This window comes from Marichromatium sp. AB32 (assembly GCF_003718675.1).
GTDB lineage: Bacteria > Pseudomonadota > Gammaproteobacteria > Chromatiales > Chromatiaceae > Marichromatium > Marichromatium gracile.
Genome location: NZ_RHFJ01000007.1, coordinates 24899 through 41703 on the forward strand (window position 1 = coordinate 24899; position 16805 = coordinate 41703).

General features: G+C 69.1%; 15 protein-coding genes. 3 read left to right on the forward strand and 12 right to left on the reverse strand.

The features are described 5' to 3' along the window. Positions 1 to 7 precede the first annotated feature (7 nt). Positions 8 to 1012, reverse strand: a complete 1005-nt coding sequence (locus tag EBL85_RS03825) for an efflux RND transporter periplasmic adaptor subunit (protein WP_123140107.1) — start codon at positions 1010 to 1012, stop codon at positions 8 to 10. Between the two features lie 210 nt (positions 1013 to 1222). Here EBL85_RS03825 and EBL85_RS03830 point away from each other — a divergent pair, with 210 nt between their 5' ends. From EBL85_RS03830 to amt, 3 genes are all read left to right on the forward strand, one after another. Further along, positions 1223 to 1792 (forward strand): LemA family protein, encoded by a 570-nt coding sequence (locus EBL85_RS03830; RefSeq protein WP_123142212.1) that lies wholly within the window; start codon positions 1223 to 1225, stop codon positions 1790 to 1792. Positions 1793 to 1802: 10 nt separating this feature from the next. Beyond that, positions 1803 to 2729 (forward strand): GIDE domain-containing protein, encoded by a 927-nt coding sequence (locus EBL85_RS03835; RefSeq protein ID WP_123142213.1) that lies wholly within the window; start codon positions 1803 to 1805, stop codon positions 2727 to 2729. A 235-nt stretch (positions 2730 to 2964) separates the two neighbouring features. Beyond that, positions 2965 to 5223, forward strand: coding sequence for an ammonium transporter (gene amt / locus EBL85_RS03840; RefSeq protein ID WP_123142214.1), 2259 nt, complete (start codon positions 2965 to 2967; stop codon positions 5221 to 5223). On the opposite strand, the gene ccoS is transcribed toward amt, so the two are convergent. The 11 genes from ccoS to EBL85_RS03895 all read right to left on the reverse strand — a co-directional run bounded on the left by ccoS (position 5213) and on the right by EBL85_RS03895 (position 16752). After that, the gene (gene ccoS / locus EBL85_RS03845; protein WP_123142215.1) at positions 5213 to 5437 is read right to left on the reverse strand and encodes a cbb3-type cytochrome oxidase assembly protein CcoS; all 225 of its coding nucleotides are present in this window, start codon (positions 5435 to 5437) and stop codon (positions 5213 to 5215) included. The two genes, amt and ccoS, sit on opposite strands and share 11 nt — an antisense overlap. Positions 5438 to 5454: 17 nt before the next feature. After that, positions 5455 to 7962: a heavy metal translocating P-type ATPase gene (locus tag EBL85_RS03850; protein WP_123142216.1), complete on the reverse strand. Its 2508-nt coding sequence runs from the start codon at positions 7960 to 7962 to the stop codon at positions 5455 to 5457. A gap of 10 nt (positions 7963 to 7972) precedes the next feature. Next, a complete protein-coding gene (locus EBL85_RS03855) occupies positions 7973 to 8491 on the reverse strand; it encodes a FixH family protein (protein ID WP_123140102.1) in 519 nt (172 codons plus the stop codon). Positions 8492 to 8530: 39 nt separating this feature from the next. Continuing rightward, a complete protein-coding gene (ccoG, locus tag EBL85_RS03860) occupies positions 8531 to 9949 on the reverse strand; it encodes a cytochrome c oxidase accessory protein CcoG (RefSeq protein WP_123142217.1) in 1419 nt (472 codons plus the stop codon). Positions 9950 to 10083: 134 nt separating this feature from the next. Further along, complete coding sequence (ccoP, locus tag EBL85_RS03865; RefSeq protein WP_123140101.1) at positions 10084 to 10998, reverse strand: cytochrome-c oxidase, cbb3-type subunit III; 915 nt, start codon at positions 10996 to 10998, stop codon at positions 10084 to 10086. Next, positions 10985 to 11203 carry a CcoQ/FixQ family Cbb3-type cytochrome c oxidase assembly chaperone gene (locus EBL85_RS03870; RefSeq protein WP_123142218.1) on the reverse strand — a complete coding sequence of 73 codons (219 nt, stop codon included), beginning with the start codon at positions 11201 to 11203 and terminating at the stop codon, positions 10985 to 10987. Before EBL85_RS03870 ends, ccoP begins: the two co-directional genes overlap by 14 nt. Continuing rightward, positions 11196 to 11942, reverse strand: coding sequence for a cytochrome-c oxidase, cbb3-type subunit II (gene ccoO, locus EBL85_RS03875; RefSeq protein WP_123140099.1), 747 nt, complete (start codon positions 11940 to 11942; stop codon positions 11196 to 11198). Before ccoO ends, EBL85_RS03870 begins: the two co-directional genes overlap by 8 nt. Positions 11943 to 11956: 14 nt before the next feature. Then, positions 11957 to 13390, reverse strand: a complete 1434-nt coding sequence (ccoN, locus tag EBL85_RS03880; protein ID WP_005222653.1) for a cytochrome-c oxidase, cbb3-type subunit I — start codon at positions 13388 to 13390, stop codon at positions 11957 to 11959. Between the two features lie 406 nt (positions 13391 to 13796). Next, complete coding sequence (locus EBL85_RS03885; protein ID WP_165913453.1) at positions 13797 to 14627, reverse strand: SEL1-like repeat protein; 831 nt, start codon at positions 14625 to 14627, stop codon at positions 13797 to 13799. A gap of 197 nt (positions 14628 to 14824) precedes the next feature. After that, a complete protein-coding gene (rpoS, locus tag EBL85_RS03890; RefSeq protein WP_123142219.1) occupies positions 14825 to 15874 on the reverse strand; it encodes an RNA polymerase sigma factor RpoS in 1050 nt (349 codons plus the stop codon). A 20-nt stretch (positions 15875 to 15894) separates the two neighbouring features. Then, positions 15895 to 16752: a peptidoglycan DD-metalloendopeptidase family protein gene (locus EBL85_RS03895; RefSeq protein WP_223806055.1), complete on the reverse strand. Its 858-nt coding sequence runs from the start codon at positions 16750 to 16752 to the stop codon at positions 15895 to 15897. Between the last annotated feature and the right edge of the window lie 53 nt (positions 16753 to 16805).

Genomic DNA, 16805 nt, shown 5'->3' on the forward strand with positions numbered 1-16805 from the left:
GGCCGTCTCAATCCACCCTCACCGCCTGACCGTCCTCGACCCGGAAGCGCCCGTCGACGATCAGCCGGGTGGCCGGTGCCAGACTGGTGGCCGCCGGGTGGCCCGCACGCGCCTCGGGCAGCGGCAGGAAGCGTGCGTGGCCGTCGGCGAGCACGAACACCCCGAGACCGCCATCGCGCTGCACCAACAGATCGGCGGGGATGCGCCCGCCGCCGACCCGCCAGCGCAACCGCCCGGTGGCACCCGGTGGCGCCGGTTCGGCGGCGAAGCGCAGCCGGACCTCGTAGGTGCGCAGCCGCCGCTCGAGGAGCGGCAGCACGGTGCGCAGCCGCACCGGATGGTCGCGCAACCGACCGGCGAAGCGCATCTCGGCAGCGGCCTCCAGACCGTCGAGATCCTGCTCCTGGACCTTGGCGCTGACCTCCACGTTCTCGTCGTCGAGCAGACGCAGGATCTGGGTACCGGGCACCGCATAGTCGCCGACGCTGGCGATGCGCTCGATCACCACCGCATTGAGTGGCGCGGCGATGGTGCACTTGGAGGCGGTGTACTCGGCGGCGTCGAGCGCGGCCTGGAGCCGGTCGAGCTCGGCCTTGCGGGTGCGCGCGTCGGCCTCGCGCTTGTCGAGTTCCTCCTGCGAGATGCTGCGTCGCTCCGAGAGCCGGCGCGCGTTGTCGAGCTGCAGCTCGCTGAACTCCAGGGTGGCACGCCCGGCATCGAGCGCGGCGCGGGCGCGGGCGACCTCGATGCGGTGCGGGGTGCAGTCGACCCGGGCGAGGACCTGACCGCGCTCGACCCGATCGCCGACGGCCACATCGATCGCGGCGATCACCCCGTTGATCTCGGCACCGAGCCGGGTGTCGTTGAGTGCCACCGCCTCGGCCGGCGCCTCGCGCACCGGATGCACCAGCACCGCCCCCAGCTCGACCGTGGTCACCGGCAGGGGCGACTCGGCGCCGACCAGTTCCGGCAGCAGCAACAGTACCCCAGTGATGAACATCCGCAGCATCATTAAGCATCCCTGTCCCGCCCCTGCCGTGACGACCGACGACCGTCTCAGCAAGGGGCTCGTGCCCTTATCACGGAATCGACCGACACCGACGTGACGATCCCCCCAAAGCATAGACCGGATCCGGGACAGGGTCGGGAGGGGCGTGTAGCATGGCGTGCGTGCCGGACGCGGATGCACACGGCCCGACGGACACCACACGAGGTCACAGCCATGAGCCTGACGCTTGTCATCCTGCTGGTCGCCCTGGCGCTGCTCGCCATCTACGCGATCGCCGTCTACAACGCCCTGGTGCGGCTCAAGCATCAGGTGGCCAAGAACTGGTCGAACATCGATGTCGTGCTCAAGCAGCGTCACGATGAGCTGCCCAAGCTGGTCAGCGTCTGTCGTCAATACATGCGCTATGAACAGGAGACCCTGCAGCGCGTGGTCGAGGCGCGCGGGGCGGTGTTCGCCGCCCGCGAGCGCGGCGACCTGCGCCAGCTCGGCACCGCCGAGACCGCGCTGCGCGCCGGACTCGGTCAGCTGCTGGCGATCGCCGAGTCCTACCCCGAGCTGCAGGCCGACCGCGCCTTCCGCGACCTCGGGGCGCGGATCAGCCAGCTCGAGGACACCATCGCCGACCGTCGCGAGCTCTACAACGAGAGCGTCAATCTGCTCAACGTCCGGCTCGCGCAGTTCCCCGATCTGCTGATCGCGCGCCGGCTCGGCTTCACCCCGGCGAGCCTCCTCGAGTTCAGCGAGGCGCGCGCCGACGTCGATCTCGACGCCCTGTTCGGCTGAGCCGGCGACCATGCTCGAGACGCTCGCCGATGCCCTGGCGCAGACCCCGGCCGAGCAGTTCTGGATCGGCTGGACGATCGTCACCGCCGCGGCGCTGTTCGCGCTGCGCTGGACCCTCGGCCGCTACCACGACCTGCGCCGGGTCACCGACACCCCAACGGCACGGATCCGCTCCGCCGCCCAGGGACAGGTCGAGCTGCAGGGACTGGCCGCGCCCCACCAGGCGCCCCTGCTGGCACCGCTCACCGGCGCCCCCTGTCTGTGGTATCGCTACCGTATCGAGGAGCGCCGCGACAGCGGCCGGCAGCAGCGCTGGGTCAAGGTCGAGGCGGACAGCTCCGAGACCCCCTTCCTGATCGACGACGGCAGCGGGCAGTGTCTGGTCGACCCACGCGGCGCCCAGATACGCTGTCATCGCGCGCGGGTCTGGTATGGCCCACACCGCGGCGCGCCCCCCGGCACCGCGCCGAGCGCCTGGCAGCAACTGTTCGGCGGCGCGCGGCGCTGGCGGATGCGCGAGGAGCGCATCGAACACCACGACCTGCTTTATATCCTCGGTCATCTCGAGACCCCGCGACGCGGTCCCGAGGCGCGCGATCGCCTCACCCGCGCGCTGCTCAACCGCTGGAAACGCGATCCCGAGCGGATGCGTGCGCTCGATCGCAACGGCGACGGCGAGATCGATCTCGACGAGTGGGAGCGGGCACGCACCAAGGCCGCGCGGCTTGCCGAGCACGCCGAGCGCCAGCTCGCCGCGACCCCGCCGCGACCACGCGTGGGACGCGGCCCCGACCCACGACTGCAGCCACTGATCGCCAGCGGCGACGAGGCGACCCTGATCGGCCAGCTGCAATGGCGCACCGCCGCCGGCGCCATCCTCACCGGCCTACTCGTACTCGGCAGCGCCCTGGCCCCGGCGCTACGGCTCGGCGCCTGAGGGCTGCACCCGCTCCTCCCGCCACACCACATGGCCCCTCGCCGCACACCAGACCACTCGTCCGCCGTCCATCAACCCCGACTTGACCTCACCGGCAACGACAGCATCTTGCCCTGATAAGGGCAGGACAAACACCAGATTGGCATATCCCATGCTTTAAAAAGGGGCATCGAGGTGACGCCCGATCGACATGCACCAATATCGATCAGTCACTCATCAAGGATCGGACCCGGACATGCACAAAGCCCTTATTATTCTTTCCCTTGCCTTCTGCCCCAATGTGTTCGCCGCACCACCAGAAGCGCTCGATGTCGGTGCACGACTCGATCTCATCTGGGTACTGATCGCCGCCGGACTGGTGTTCCTGATGCAGGCCGGGTTCACCGCGCTCGAGTCCGGCCTGGTGCGCGCCAAGAACAGCTACAACGTCGCGATCAAGAACATCAGCGACTTCCTGGTCGCGGTGATCCTGTTCTGGCTGATCGGCTTCGCGCTGATGTTCGGCACCAGCCAGAACGGCTGGATCGGGCTGCACGGCTTCAACGGCTCGTTGCTCGACGCGCCCGGCGACTATGCCTTCTTCCTCTTCCAGGCGACCTTCGTCGGCACCGCCGCAACCATCGTCGCCGGCGCCGTGGCCGAGCGGATGAAGTTCAACGCCTATCTGATCATCTCGGCGATGATCAGCCTGCTGATCTATCCGGTCTCGGGACACTGGGCCTGGGGCAGCGCCTTCGCCGACACCACCCCCGGCTGGCTCGAGGCAATGGGCTTCATGGACTTCGCCGGCTCCACCGTGGTGCACTCGGTCGGCGGCTGGGTGGCGCTCGCCGGGGTGATCGTGCTCGGCCCCCGCCGCGGGCGCTTCGACGTGCAGGGCGAGCCGCAGCCCATCCCCGGTCACAACCTGCTGCTGGCCACGCTCGGCATCTTCATCCTCTGGTTCGGCTGGTTCGGCTTCAACGGCGGCAGCGCCCTGGCCGCCGATGCCTCGGTGCCCAAGATCATCCTCAACACCGTGCTCTCGGCGTGCGCCGGCGGGCTCGCCAGCCTGCTGCTCGCGCTCACCCTCAATCAGGGCCGGGTCCCGGTCGAGCGGGTGCTCAACGGCACCCTCGCCGGGCTGGTCTCGATCACCGCCGGCTGCGCCTTCGTCGAGCCGGGCAACGCGCTGTGGATCGGTGCGATCGGCGGTCTGCTGGTCTATGGCATCGAATCGGCGCTGCTCCATCTCGCGCGGCTCGACGACCCGGTCGGGGCGATCGCCGCGCACGGCTTCGGCGGGGTCTGGGGGACGCTGGCGCTCGCCCTCTTCGCCCCCGCCGACCAGCTCGCCACCGGCGGCCACCTCAGTCAGCTCGGGGTGCAGCTGATCGGGGTGGCGGCGGTGTTCGCCTGGGCCTTCGGCAGCGGCCTGGTGGTGTTCCTCGGACTGCGGCTGTTCCACGATCTGCGGGTCAGCCCGGAGGAGGAGGACGAGGGGCTCAACGTGGTCGAGCACGGTGCCCGCACGGTCTGGCTCGACACCATGCGCACCATGCAACAGATCGTCGAGAGCGGCGACCTGCGGTTGCGCGCGCCGGTGGAAAACGCCACCGAGGCCGGCGAGACGGCGCTCGCCTTCAACCGCATGCTCGATCGCTTCCAGGAGAGCATCCGGGTGATGACCGAGGTCGCCGGTCGGGTCCAGCTCGACAGCGACCAGCTCGCCGCCCTCGCCCACCAGACCCGCGACGGCGCGCGGCGTCAGCGCCAGGACGCCGAGGAGGCGCGACGCTTCGTCGAGCAGATGCTCGGCCACGCCGGACACACCCTGGCGAGCGCCCAGCGCGGGCTGGCCTCGGGACACAGCGCCGAGCAACGGGTGGAGCACGGCAGCGGCCAGATCGGCCGGCTCAACACCCTGGTCAGCCAGCTCGCCGGCCAGCTCGACGGCGCCTCGGAGCAGGCCGGATCGCTCTCGGCGCAGAGCCAGTCGATCGGCGAGGTGGTCGACCTGATCCGCGAGATCGCCGATCAGACCAATCTGCTCGCGCTCAACGCCGCAATCGAGGCGGCGCGCGCCGGCGAGCACGGGCGTGGCTTCGCCGTGGTCTCGGGCGAGATCCGTCAGCTCGCCACCAAGACCCGGCTGGCCACCGACGACATCCGCGAGCGTATCGAGCAGTTGCAGAGCGAGAGCCAGCGCACCGCCGAAACGCTCAGACGCGGCATGACCGAGGCCAACCAGAGCGCCGAGCAGGCCGCGGCGACGATGCAGGCGCTCGGTGAGATCGTCGAGTCGGTGGCCGAGATCAGCGCGGTCAACCGCGAGATCGTCGAGGCGGTCGAGCAGCAGCACGCGCTCTCCGAGCAGGTCGACACCCGCATCCGCGCGATCCACGACGTCTCCGAGGAGAGCAGTCAGGGCAGCGCGCTGATCGCCGAGAGCGCCACCGGGCTGCGCACCCAGGTCGGCACCCTCAACACCCAGGTCGCCGGCTTCAGTACCTGAGACGGTCGTCCGGGGCGCGCCCCGGCGGCGACTCCTCGTCGGGGTCGGCGTCGGGGAGGCGGCGCGGGTCGATCTCGTCCTCGTCCATGAGGATGCGCCGCCCGTCGCCGTCGAGGTCGTCGAACTGGCCGTTGCGCGCGGCCCAGAACAGCACCGCGACCGCGGCCAGGCCGAGCACCAGCATGCCCGGGATCAGTGCATAGATGACGTCCATCGGTCGGTCTCCGCGAATCAGCGAGGTGCGCGCGCCGGTCCCGGTGAGTCGTCGAGACCGGGGCGGATACGCGCAGAGTTGGCGATCACCGCCAGCGAGCTGAGCGGCATCGACACCGCGGCGATCAGCGGGGTGATGATACCGGCCATCGCCAGCGGCACCATGATCAGGTTGTAGGTCATCGAGATGGCGATGTTCTGGCGGATCGCGCGCAGGGTGCGCCGCGCCAGCACCACGGCCTCCGCCACGCGTTCGAGTTCGCCCGCCATCAGCACGATGTCGGCGCACTCGATCGAGACATCGGTGCCGCTGCCCATGGCGATGCCGACATCGGCGGCCACCAGCGCCGGGGCGTCGTTGACGCCATCGCCGACCATGGCCACCGCCGCGCCCTCGGCGCGCAGCCGCTCGACCACCCGCGCCTTGTCCTCGGGCAGCACCTCGGCGATGGTCGCCATGCCGCCGAGACGCTCGGCCACGGCGCGCGCGCGCGCCGCGCGATCGCCGCTGAGCAGGGTCAGGCGCAGCCCCGCGGCGCGTAACCGCGCCAACGCCTGCACGGCATCGGCGCGCAGCCGGTCCTCGATACGCAGCGCCAGCACCAGTTCGCCGTCGATCGCGCAACAGACCTCGCCGGGCTCGCCCTCGGGCAGCGCCACACCCGCCCCGGCCAGCCACTCGGCGCGGCCGGCGAGCACCTCCCGCCCTGCCACCCGCCCCCGTACCCCGCGACCGGGCAGCGCGACGAACCCCGTGACCGGCAGCCCGCCGTGCGCCACGCCGAGCGCCGCGCAACAGGCGACCACGGCGCGCGCCAGCGGGTGCTCGGAGTGCTGCTCGAGCGCGCCGAGCGCGGCCAGGGCCGCGCGCTGCGCCTCGGTCAGCCCGGTCTCGGGTGCGCGCCAGTCCTCATCGGGGGCACGCAACGCCACCACCCGCGCCCGGCCCTCGGTGAGGGTGCCGGTCTTGTCGAAGACCAGATGACGGATCGCCGAGAGCCGTTCGAGCACCGCGCCGTGCTTGATCAGGATGCCGCGCGCCGCCCCCCGCCCCGAGGCCACCGCCACGGCCATCGGCGTGGCCAGCCCGAAGGCGCAGGGACAGGTGACGATCAGCACCGCGGTCGCCGCCATCAGCGCCGACTCGAGGTCGTGACGCACCCAGATCATGAAGGTGACGAGCGCCAGCCCCAGGGTGGCGGCGACGAACCAGGGCACCACCCGGTCGGCGAGACGCTGGATCGGTGCGCGCGAACTCTGCGCCGACTCGACCAGGGCGATGATCCGCCCCAGCGCGGTCTCGGCGAGCACCCCGCCGACGCGCAACCGCAACGCGCCGGCGCCGTTGAGGGTACCGGCGGCGACCGTCGCGCCCGGCCCCTTGGCGACCGGGCGCGACTCGCCGCTGAGCATCGATTCATCGACGCCGCTCTCGCCGGCGATGACCTCGCCGTCGACGGCGATGCGCTCGCCGGGACGCACCAGCACCGTCATCCCCGGGGTGATCGCGCGCACCGCAACCAGGCACGGCTCGCCGTGCGCGTCGAGCACCGTCGCCACCCGGGGCTGGAGGTCGAACAGGCGTTGGGTCGAGGCCACCGCGCGTCGTCGCGAGAGCGCCTCGAGATAACGCCCGAGCAGGATCACGAAGAGGAAGTTGACCACGGTGTCCCAGTAGACGTGCCCTTGGTCGCCCAACCCCAGGGTGACGGCGAGCGAATAGCCGTAGGTCACACTGACCCCGATGGCGATCGGCAGGTCCATGCCCAGTCGGGCGTGGCGCAGCCCGGCCCAGGCGCCACGGAAGAAGGGTGCGCCCGAATAGAGCAGGGTCGGGGTGGCCAGGGCGAACCCGAGCCAGTGGAAGAGCCCGCGGAACTCGCCCTGATCGGCGCCGCTGTAGAGCGCGATCGAGATCCACAGCAGGTTCATCATCGCGAACCCGGCCCAGGCGAGACGGAACAGCAGGTCGCGGTTCTCGCGCGCCAGCGCACCCTCGGCGGCCTCCGGGTCGAAGGGGACGGCGGCATAGCCGAGCGCGGCGAGCCGAGCGAGCACCCGCGACAGGCGCAGCCGCTCGCTGTCCCAGCGCAGTCGCAGCCGCCGTCCGGTGAGGTTGACCCGCGCCTCCTCGACCCCGGGCAGCGACTGCAGACCGTTCTCGATCAGCCACACGCAGGCGGCGCAGTGGATGCCCTCGACCTGGAGCTGGATGTCGCGGCAGCGCGCGCTGGTGTCGGTGAAGGCCTGCTGCACCGCGTCGAGATCGTAGTGCTCGAGGTCGCGCGGCGGCTCGGGCGGCGGCGCCAACAGCTCGTCGGCGCCGGTACGGCGATAGAAGCCCTCGAGCCCGGCGGCATGGATCGCCTCGCACACCCCCTTGCAACCGCTGCAACAGAAGCGGCGCTCGACCCCGGCGATCCGTGCCCGCTCGCCACCGCCGGGCCCGATCGGCAGACCGCAGTGATGGCAGCGCGCGGGCGCCTCCCCGGTCGTCGGCGCATGCTCCTCGATGATCGCGTCCATCGCCCAGGCGTCAGCGCGTGCCGACCTCGAGACGCTGGTCGAGGCTGTACTCGTCCTCGCCGTGCCCCACGGCGATCAGGGTGTCCCAGACCCCGGGCAGCGGGAAGGCGACCTCGGCGACATAGCGCCCCGCGCCCTCGCGGCGCATCGGTACGCTGAAGTCGCGCGCGGCGTCGGCCGGGCGATAGGCGTGGAGGGTGACGGCGTCGGCCTCGACCGGCTGGCCGGCGCGATCGACCAGGAACAGCCGGATCGCCTCGACGCGCCCCGGCTGCAGCGGCGGGATGTCGGCCTGCATCACCCAACCCGGATCGCGCGCGCGACGCGAGACCAGGGTGCGCTCGTAGTCCTGACCGCGCTCGTAGTAGTCGGCGTTGACCAGACCGGGGTTGGTGGCGACGGCGAGATAGACCATCAGCAGGTTGACCAGCAACACCACCACGATCAGCCCGACCCAGGCGATCACCCAGGGGCTGCGCCAGGCCGGGAGGGGTTGCGCCGGATGGACGGCGCCCGACTGTATCGGCATCTTGACCTCCTCCGCACCCGTCGGGACGGGCACGGCAACTCAGGGCGCGGGGGCGATGAACACGCTCTCGCGCGCGGTGTCGAGCCGCTGGCCGTCGCGACGGCGCGCCTCGGCATGGAAGACCACCGGCTGCTGCTCGGCGGCGAGCGCCGACTCCGGCACCCGCACGAACACCAGCGCCGGGGTCACCACCCCGGCGGCGGCCTGGATCGGCCGCTCCAGCCCGCTCACCTCGAGCCCGGGCGGTCCGCTCACCCGGATCTCGACGGCGAGCGGGTCCGGGGTCTTGTTGAGCAGTTTGAGGGTATAGCGGTTCTGGATCGAACCGTCGCTCAGACGCACGAACAGCGGCGCGCGCTCGTGCAGCACCTTGAGATCGAGCGCGGCGAGCGAGGCCAGACCGTAGACGATCCCGGCGAGCGCCAGGGTGAGGATGCCGCCATAGAGCCAGACCCGCGGGCGCAGTGCCAGGGGCCGGGTCGGTCGTCCCTCGAGTTCGTCGAGCGAGGCGTAGCGGATCAGTCCGCGCGCCTTACCGACCTTGTCCATCACCTGATCGCAGGCGTCGATGCACAGCGCGCAGGTGATGCAGCCCTCCTGCTGCCCCTGGCGGATGTCGACCCCGGTGGGACAGACCGCGACGCACTGGTTGCAGTCGATGCAGTCGCCCTGCCCGGCGGCGGCCTCGCCGCCCCGCCGCAACCGTCCGCGCGGCTCGCCACGCCCGGTGTCATAGGCCGGCACCAGGGTGGTGGGATCGAGCATCACCCCCTGGATGCGCGCATAGGGACAGAGCCAGAAGCAGACCTGTTCGCGCAGGAAGCCGGCAAGCACATAGGTACCGGCGGTGAACAGAGCCACGGTGACATAGGCCGCAACCCCGGCCTCGCCGGTGAAGAAGGTCCACCACAGCGTTGGCGCGTCGACGAACCAGGCGACGAAGCTGAAGCCGGTGAACCAGCCGATCACCAGCCACAGCAGGTGCTTGGGCAGGCGCGCCCGCAGCCTGACGGCGAACGGCGCCTGGTCGAGCCGACGGCGCGCCGCCGGCGGCCCCTCGAGGCGTTCCTCGATCCAGGTGAAGACATCGGTCCACACCGTCTGGAAGCAGAAGTACCCGCACCAGGCGCGACCCACCACCGCAGTCACCACCGCCAGCAGGATGGCGAAGAACAGCAGCAGCAGCGAGAGCATCCAGAAGTCCTGCGGCAGCACGGTGGCGCCGAACAGGTGGTACTGACGGTTGGGGATGTCGAAGAGCACCGCCTGACGACCGTCCCAGCGCACATAGGGTCCGAGGAAGAACACCAGCCAGACCGAGGCGGTGAGCCACTTGAAGGTGCGCCAGCGACCCGCCAGCCGCTTGGCGTGGATGGTCTCGCCGCCGGCGTTGACATGCCACTGCGCGGCCTCGGCGTACAGACCCTCGACCTCGGTGGCGCGATCTCGGCTACTCATCGACATCCCTCGGGGCGAGACCCCGCTGCGACGGGGCACGACCGCCCCGATTGATGCCCCACGACTCGGCGGTCAGGGGCAGCGTACCGGTCAGAGCATTGGGGCGCGGCACCCCATGACCAAGCACCGGCGTCTCAGAGACCACCGCCGAGCAGGCGCACGTAGACCACCAGCTTCTTGATCTCCTGGGGATCGAGACGGCGGATCTCGACGTCCTCGACCCGCGCGGTCGGCCCGAAGGCGGGCATCACCGCCTCGCGGGTCTGCTCCACCCCGGACTGGTTGACGCCGTAGAGGATGGTATGGCGCGCGCTCTCGTAACCGCCGGGCTCGAAGCGCCAGATGCGGTCGGTGAGATCGGCCGCGCCGACGGTGATCACCTCGCCGCCGGGCAGCTCGGCGAGCACGCCGTTGGCCGTCGGTCCGTGACAGCCGCTGCAGCCCTTGGTCGAGAACAGCTGCCAACCGGCCTCGCTGCCCGGCTCGCCCTGACTCATCTCGACCGTCCAGCGCGCCAGGGTGTCGACCTCCTCGGCGCTGAGGATGTCCTGATGCGCCAGCATGTTGCCCTTGCGCCCCTGGGTGATGGTCTCGGTGAGCTTGGCGGTGCTGCCGCCATAGAGCCAGTCGTCGTCGGCGAGCACCGGATAGCCGGGGTTGCCCTGACCGCCGCTGCCGTGACAGGCGGCGCAGTTGTCGCCGAACAGTACCTTGGCCGAGGCCAGGGTGTACTGGGTGAGCCCGGGGTCGGCGAGGATCTCCTCGACCCCGAGCGCGCCGATGCGTGACTCGAACTCGGCGCGCCGCGCCTCGATCTGCGCCACCCCCCGCTCGTACTCCTCGATCTGGGTCCAGCCGAGGATGCCGGGGGTGGGCTCCTCGCCCACCGGCCAGCTCGGGTAGAGGATGGTGTAGCCGATCACCCACAGGATCGAGGTCCAGAAGCCGATCATCCACCAGCGCGGCGGCGGGTTCTGCAGCTCGCGCAGGTCGCTGTCCCAGATATGACCGGTGTTGTTCTCGCCGGGGAAGGGGTTATGGTCGGCCATCGCGCGCTCCCGTGCCTTCGTCGTCGTCGTCATCGAAGGGGATGTGCTTCATGGACTCGAGACGGTCGCGGTTCTTCGGGCGGAAGACCAGGAAGTAGGCCACCACCATCAGCACGAAGACCACCACGGTGAGGATGGTGCCGATCCAGTCGTTGACCGTCATCGCCTGCCAGTCGGTGTGGAAGTAATCGCTGAGGCTATTCACGGTAGGTCTTGGCCTCGTCGAGTGCGACCATGGTGCCGAGCACCTGCAGATAGGCCACCAGGGCGTCCATCTCGGTCTTGCCCTCGAGCAGCGCCGGGGCGGCCTCGATGTCGGCCTCGGTGTAGGGCACGCCGAGCGAGCGCAGCCCGCGCATGTGCCACTGGATCCGCCAGCCGCTGGGGTAGCGGGTATCGAGCCAGGGATAGCCGGGCATCACCGACTCGGGCACCACCGCACGCGGGTCGCGCAGGTGCTGGCGGTGCCAGGCGTCGGAGTACTTGCCGCCGACCCGCGCCAGGTCCGGCCCGGTGCGCTTGGAGCCCCACTGGAAGGGGTGGTCGAACATCGACTCGGAGGCGAGCGAGTAGTGACCGTAGCGCTCCTTCTCGTCGCGGAAGGGGCGCACCATCTGCGAGTGACAGGTGTAGCAGCCCTCGCGCTGGTAGATATCACGCCCGACCAGCTCCAGCGGGGTGTAGGGACGCACCCCCTCGCCCGCGGTCCAGTTCCACTGCTCGCGCCCGTCGGCATCGACGGTGACGATCGGCGCCTCGCCGGCCTTGGCCCAGACGATCTCGGGGAAGCGCGCGTGCTCCATGGTGTTCTTCATGTAGAACAGCGGCACGATCTCCACCAGCCCGCCGACCGACAGCACCAGGGCGAGCACGATCAGCAGCCCCCAGATATTGACTTCCATCCACTCCTGGAAGCTCTTCGGCTTGGTCTTCTGCCTGCTCATGGGACAACTCCGGTTCAGGCCGGCGCCGGCAGCGCGCGGGCACGATCGAGATTGCCCTCGGCGAGCGACTTGCGCACGGTCATCAGCACGTTGAACAGCATGATCACGGCGCCGAACAGGAAGATCATGCCGCCGGTGGCGCGCATCGCGTAGTAGGGATGCATGGCGTCGACCGACTCGACGAAGGTGTAGGCGAGGGTCCCGTACTCGTCATAGGCGCGCCACATCAACCCCTGCATGATCCCCGAGACCCACATCGCGACGATATAGATCACGGTGCCGATGGTGGCGGTCCAGAAGTGCAGGTTGATCAGCCGTATCGAGTACATCTCGGTGTGATAGAGCCGGGTCATCAGGTGGTAGATGGCGCCGATGGAGATACCGGCGACCCAGCCGAGCGCCCCGGAGTGGACGTGACCGATGGTCCAGTCGGTGTAGTGCGAGAGGGCGTTGACGGTCTTCAGCGACATCACCGGTCCCTCGAAGGTCGACATCGCGTAGAAGGCCAGGGCGATGATCAGGAAGCGCAGCACATAGTCGGTGCGCAACCGGTCCCAGGCCCCGGAGAGGGTCATCATGCCGTTCACCGCTCCGCCCCAGGAGGGGATGATCATGGCGATCGAGACCGCCGCACCGAGCGAGCCGGTCCAGTCGGGCAGCGCGGTGTACTGCAGATGATGGGCGCCGAGCCAGACGTAGCCGAACATCAGCGACCAGAAGTGGATCACCGAGAGGCGATAGGAGTAGACCGGACGACCGGCCTGCTTGGGCACGAAGTAATACATGATGCCGAGGAAGCCGGCGGTGAGATAGAAGCCGACGGCGTTGTGCCCCCACCACCACTGGATCATCGCGTCCTGCACCCCGGAGAAGATGGAGTAGGACTTGAACAGCCCGACCGGGATGGCGAGGCTGTTGACCACGTGGAGATAGACGATCATCACCATCATGCCGAGGAAGAACCAGTTCGACACATAGATGTGCGAGGTCTTGCGCCGGGCGATGGTCATGATGAAGTTGATGGTGAAGGCCAGCCACACCACCGCGATGAGGATGTCGATCGGCCACTCCAGCTCGGCGTACTCCTTCGACTGGGTCAGCCCCAGCGGCAGGGTGATCACCGCCAGCAGGATCACCAGGTTCCAGCCCCAGAAGGTGAAGCGCGCCAGCCGCGGACTCCACAACCGCACCCCGCAGGTGCGTTGCACGGTGTAGAAGGCGGTGGCCATCAGGGTACAGCCGCCGAAGGCGAAGATGACGGCGTTGGTGTGGAGCGGGCGCAGCCGCCCGAAGGAGAGATAGGGGGAGTCGAAGTTCAGCGCCGGCCAGGCGAGCTCGGAGGCGATGTAGACCCCGACCGCGGCGCCGACGACCAGATAGACCACGGCCATGACCGTGAACCAGCGTACGACGTCGAGGTCGTATTTCTGCTCCAGATTGGCATCCATAACGGCTCCTCTGGACACGACGATGGATGAGCCGGGAAGCGCCGCATCCGTGACGACTCCCGAGGTGCGAACGCGCACCACCTTGCTCGGGCGTCCCGGCGATGCCACCGATCACGCCCCGACGGTCGACTCGAAACCGATCCATCCGCTGCCGTCGGCCCCGACACCGCCGGGCAAATAACACTGGATCCGCGCCCCAAAGTCAACCAAAACGCTCAGGTAATTCCCACCGCCGTCCTCCAAGCGCTGGCAGCGGCGAGCGCGGTTGCAAGACTGCCGCCGCGAACCGGGCGGGAGCGGGATCACACACGGAGAAGTTGCGTCCATCCCGGCATGCGCACAAGGGCGGCGCGACGGATCGGGGAGCACCGCTCGTCGGCAAGGGCGCAAGCGATGGCGCCGAGGACTAGAAGCCGAGCGGCAGTGGCTGGACGGGGCCGGTGGGGTGTGGCAGGTCGCGATCGATATGGCGCGAACGATCCTGGGCGCGATTGACCTCCTCGGTCGAGAGCATGCGGCGCAGCCGGTCACGATCGATCTCGGCATGGGGATCGCCGCGCGCCGAGGCGAGATTCAGCCAGACATAGGCCTCGACCAGGTTCTTCTCGACACCACGACCGGTACGCAGCATCCGCCCCAGTCGCGCCATCGCCTGGGGATTACCCTGGGCGGCGGCGCGCCGATACCAGGCGAGCGCCAACTCGTAGTCCTGGATCACCCCGCGTCCCTTCTCGTAGAGTCCGCCCATCACCAACTGGGCGCGCACGTGCCCCTGTTCGGCGGCCTTGGCGACCCACTCGGCGGCCTCGCCGAGACGACGCTGCTCGCCACGCTCCCAGTGCCGCTGCACGATCGCCAACCCCAGCTGGTACTGCGCCTCGGCATCGCCGGACTCGGCCGCTGCCAGCAGTTCGGGATTGGCGTAGGGAAGCGAAAAACCATAGGGCTCGGGCGCCAGGACGGCCAGCACCGGGTCCTCCGACGCGGGGCGCTCACGTTCGACCGCGCCGCCATCGGGCTGGCGCAGCGCCGCCCACACCCCCGCGCCCCCGATCACCGCCAGGGCGATGCCAGCCATCGCCCACTGCTGGATGAGCAGGTAGTCGGTACTCAGGAAGCGCGCACCACAGTCACAGCAGCGAAACCAGGATCGAAACCAGGGGCGTGCCCTCCGCCCACCGGACTGCAAGCGCGACTTGCGGGTGTTGTAGCTTCCACACTGCGGACACTGTTCCATGACGACGACACCGGGAGAAACTGGAGCGGGAGCAACACGAATCAACGACGCGGCGACAACGAAGATCGTCCGTTCACGCAGTGGCCACGCAGCGCCAAGGCCCAATATTCCACATCGGTGCAGCAAACACAAAGGCATGCGACAAGACGCAGGGCATGTCGCAACCGTCACGAAAAGTGCTCAATGCACGAGGAACACTATTTGAAAAACGCGTCGACCGAGAACCCTTCCTTCTCGAGGATGTCACGCAGCCGGCGCAACGCGTCCATCTGGATCTGACGCACCCGCTCGCGGGTCACACCGAGCTCCTGGGCGACGCTCTCCAGGGTCGAGTGCTCATAGCCGTGCAGCCCGAAACGGCGCTCGACGACCTCGCGCTGCTTGTCGTTGAGCTTGCCCAGCCAGTGCTCCAGATTGGTCTGGATATCGGTGTCCTGGATGCGTTCGGTGGGGTCGTCGGCGCCCTCGTCCTGGAGCATGTCGACGAGCGGTTTGTCGGCATCCTTGCTGAAGGGGGTATCGACCGAGGCGATGCGCTCGTTGAGCCCGAGCATGCGCTTGACCTCGGTGATCGGACGATCGAGCAGCTCGGCGATGTCCTCGGTGGTCGGCTCGTGATCGAGCTGCTGGGCGAGCTGGCGTGCGGCCTTGAGATAGACGTTGATCTCCTTGACCACATGAATCGGCAGGCGCACGGTGCGGGTTTGATTCATGATCGCCCGCTCGATGGTCTGACGGATCCACCAGGTCGCGTAGGTCGAGAAGCGAAAGCCACGCTCGGGGTCGAACTTCTCGACCGCGCGGATCAACCCGAGGTTGCCCTCCTCGATGAGGTCGAGCAGCGGCAGACCGCGATTGAGATAGCGCCGGGCGATCTTCACCACCAGCCGCAGGTTGCTCACGATCATCCGCTGACGCGCGGCATTGTCTCCGGCCTGCGCCAGGCGCGCGTAGTGCACCTCTTCCTCGGCGGTGAGCAGCTTCGAGCCGCCGATCTCGTTCAGATAGAGCCGGGTGGCGTCGAAGTCGGCGTCACTCGATGGCAGGCGGGCGGTCGTCGCACTGCGCGCCCGTTCGCCCGCCCCGTCGCTGTCACCATCGTTTTCAGCGTCGCTCTGATCGACAGTGTCAGAGTCGCGACCCTCTTCCTGACCATCCTCGTCGTCACGCTCATAGCCCGAGACCGGGACATCGTCCTCGGTCGCGCTGGGGTTGTCGTGGGCCTGTCGACCTTTGGCGGTTGGCATCCACCTCTCCCTCCGTTGAATCAACGGGGTTGTTTACGCACGGGCAAGTAGAGTACCGGATCGACAGCCGTGCCGTGGCGGCGAATCTCGAAATGCAACAGATAGGCGCCATCCGGGGACTGTCCGATCTCGGCCAGGGGCTGGCCGCGCTTGACCTGCGCCCCTTCCTTGACGAACAGCTTGCGGTTGAATCCGTACGCGCTCAGATACTTCTCGCTGTGCTTGACGATGATAAGGTTGCCGTATCCCTTGAGTCCACTACCGCTGTAGACCACCTTGCCGGGTGCCGCGGCACGCACCTGCAGACCCACGCGACCACCGATGCGGATCCCCTGGCGGGTGCGGTCGGCGTTGCGGAAGTCCTGCACCACGGGACCGTCGATCGGCCACTCCCAGTCCACCCCGGAAGCGGCCCGACGACTCCCCGGCGCGCCCGCCGGGCTGGTGTCGACGCGCGCGACCACCGGCCTGGACGACGACGGCCGACGGGGCGGTGTCGTCGCCTTGTCGGCGCCGGCGTGCTGCGTCACGGCGCGTGCCGGAGGACCGGAACGGGCCCGTGCACCGGTCGGGGGGTCGATCCGCAACAGGGTCCCGGCATAGATGGTGTAAGGCGCCTCGAGTCGGTTCCACTCGGCTAGGGCGCGCAGCCGCTGGCCGCGTCGCGCGGCGATCTCGCCGAGGGTGTCGCCGGGGCGCACCAGATAGAAGCCGTCGGGAACCGGACCCTGCCAGTCCCAGTCATAGACCGGCGCCGGCCCGGTCGAGCCACAACCACCGAGCCCGAGCGCCGAGACCAGCGCCAGCAGCACCAGCCACCCGATCCCGGAGCGCCTGCTCGGGGTACGGTCGGGGGCCATTCCTCGGGGACAAGTCACCACAGTGTCGCCTCCAGTCATCCTTCAATGGGTGTCGACGCGCGATAGACAAG

Excerpts from the sequence above, each read along its gene's own strand:
- ccoN (WP_005222653.1), bottom strand. The coding sequence starts at position 13,390 with ATGGATGCCAATCTGGAGCAGAAATACGACCTCGACGTCGTACGCTGG.
- EBL85_RS03830 (WP_123142212.1), top strand. The coding sequence starts at position 1,223 with ATGAGCCTGACGCTTGTCATCCTGCTGGTCGCCCTGGCGCTGCTCGCC.
- amt (WP_123142214.1), top strand. The coding sequence starts at position 2,965 with ATGCACAAAGCCCTTATTATTCTTTCCCTTGCCTTCTGCCCCAATGTG.
- EBL85_RS03835 (WP_123142213.1), top strand. The coding sequence starts at position 1,803 with ATGCTCGAGACGCTCGCCGATGCCCTGGCGCAGACCCCGGCCGAGCAG.
- EBL85_RS03885 (WP_165913453.1), bottom strand. The coding sequence starts at position 14,627 with ATGGAACAGTGTCCGCAGTGTGGAAGCTACAACACCCGCAAGTCGCGC.
- EBL85_RS03850 (WP_123142216.1), bottom strand. The coding sequence starts at position 7,962 with ATGGACGCGATCATCGAGGAGCATGCGCCGACGACCGGGGAGGCGCCC.
- ccoO (WP_123140099.1), bottom strand. The coding sequence starts at position 11,942 with ATGAGCAGGCAGAAGACCAAGCCGAAGAGCTTCCAGGAGTGGATGGAA.
- ccoG (WP_123142217.1), bottom strand. The coding sequence starts at position 9,949 with ATGAGTAGCCGAGATCGCGCCACCGAGGTCGAGGGTCTGTACGCCGAG.
- ccoP (WP_123140101.1), bottom strand. The coding sequence starts at position 10,998 with ATGGCCGACCATAACCCCTTCCCCGGCGAGAACAACACCGGTCATATC.
- ccoS (WP_123142215.1), bottom strand. The coding sequence starts at position 5,437 with ATGGACGTCATCTATGCACTGATCCCGGGCATGCTGGTGCTCGGCCTG.
- rpoS (WP_123142219.1), bottom strand. The coding sequence starts at position 15,874 with ATGCCAACCGCCAAAGGTCGACAGGCCCACGACAACCCCAGCGCGACC.
- EBL85_RS03855 (WP_123140102.1), bottom strand. The coding sequence starts at position 8,491 with ATGCCGATACAGTCGGGCGCCGTCCATCCGGCGCAACCCCTCCCGGCC.
- EBL85_RS03825 (WP_123140107.1), bottom strand. The coding sequence starts at position 1,012 with ATGATGCTGCGGATGTTCATCACTGGGGTACTGTTGCTGCTGCCGGAA.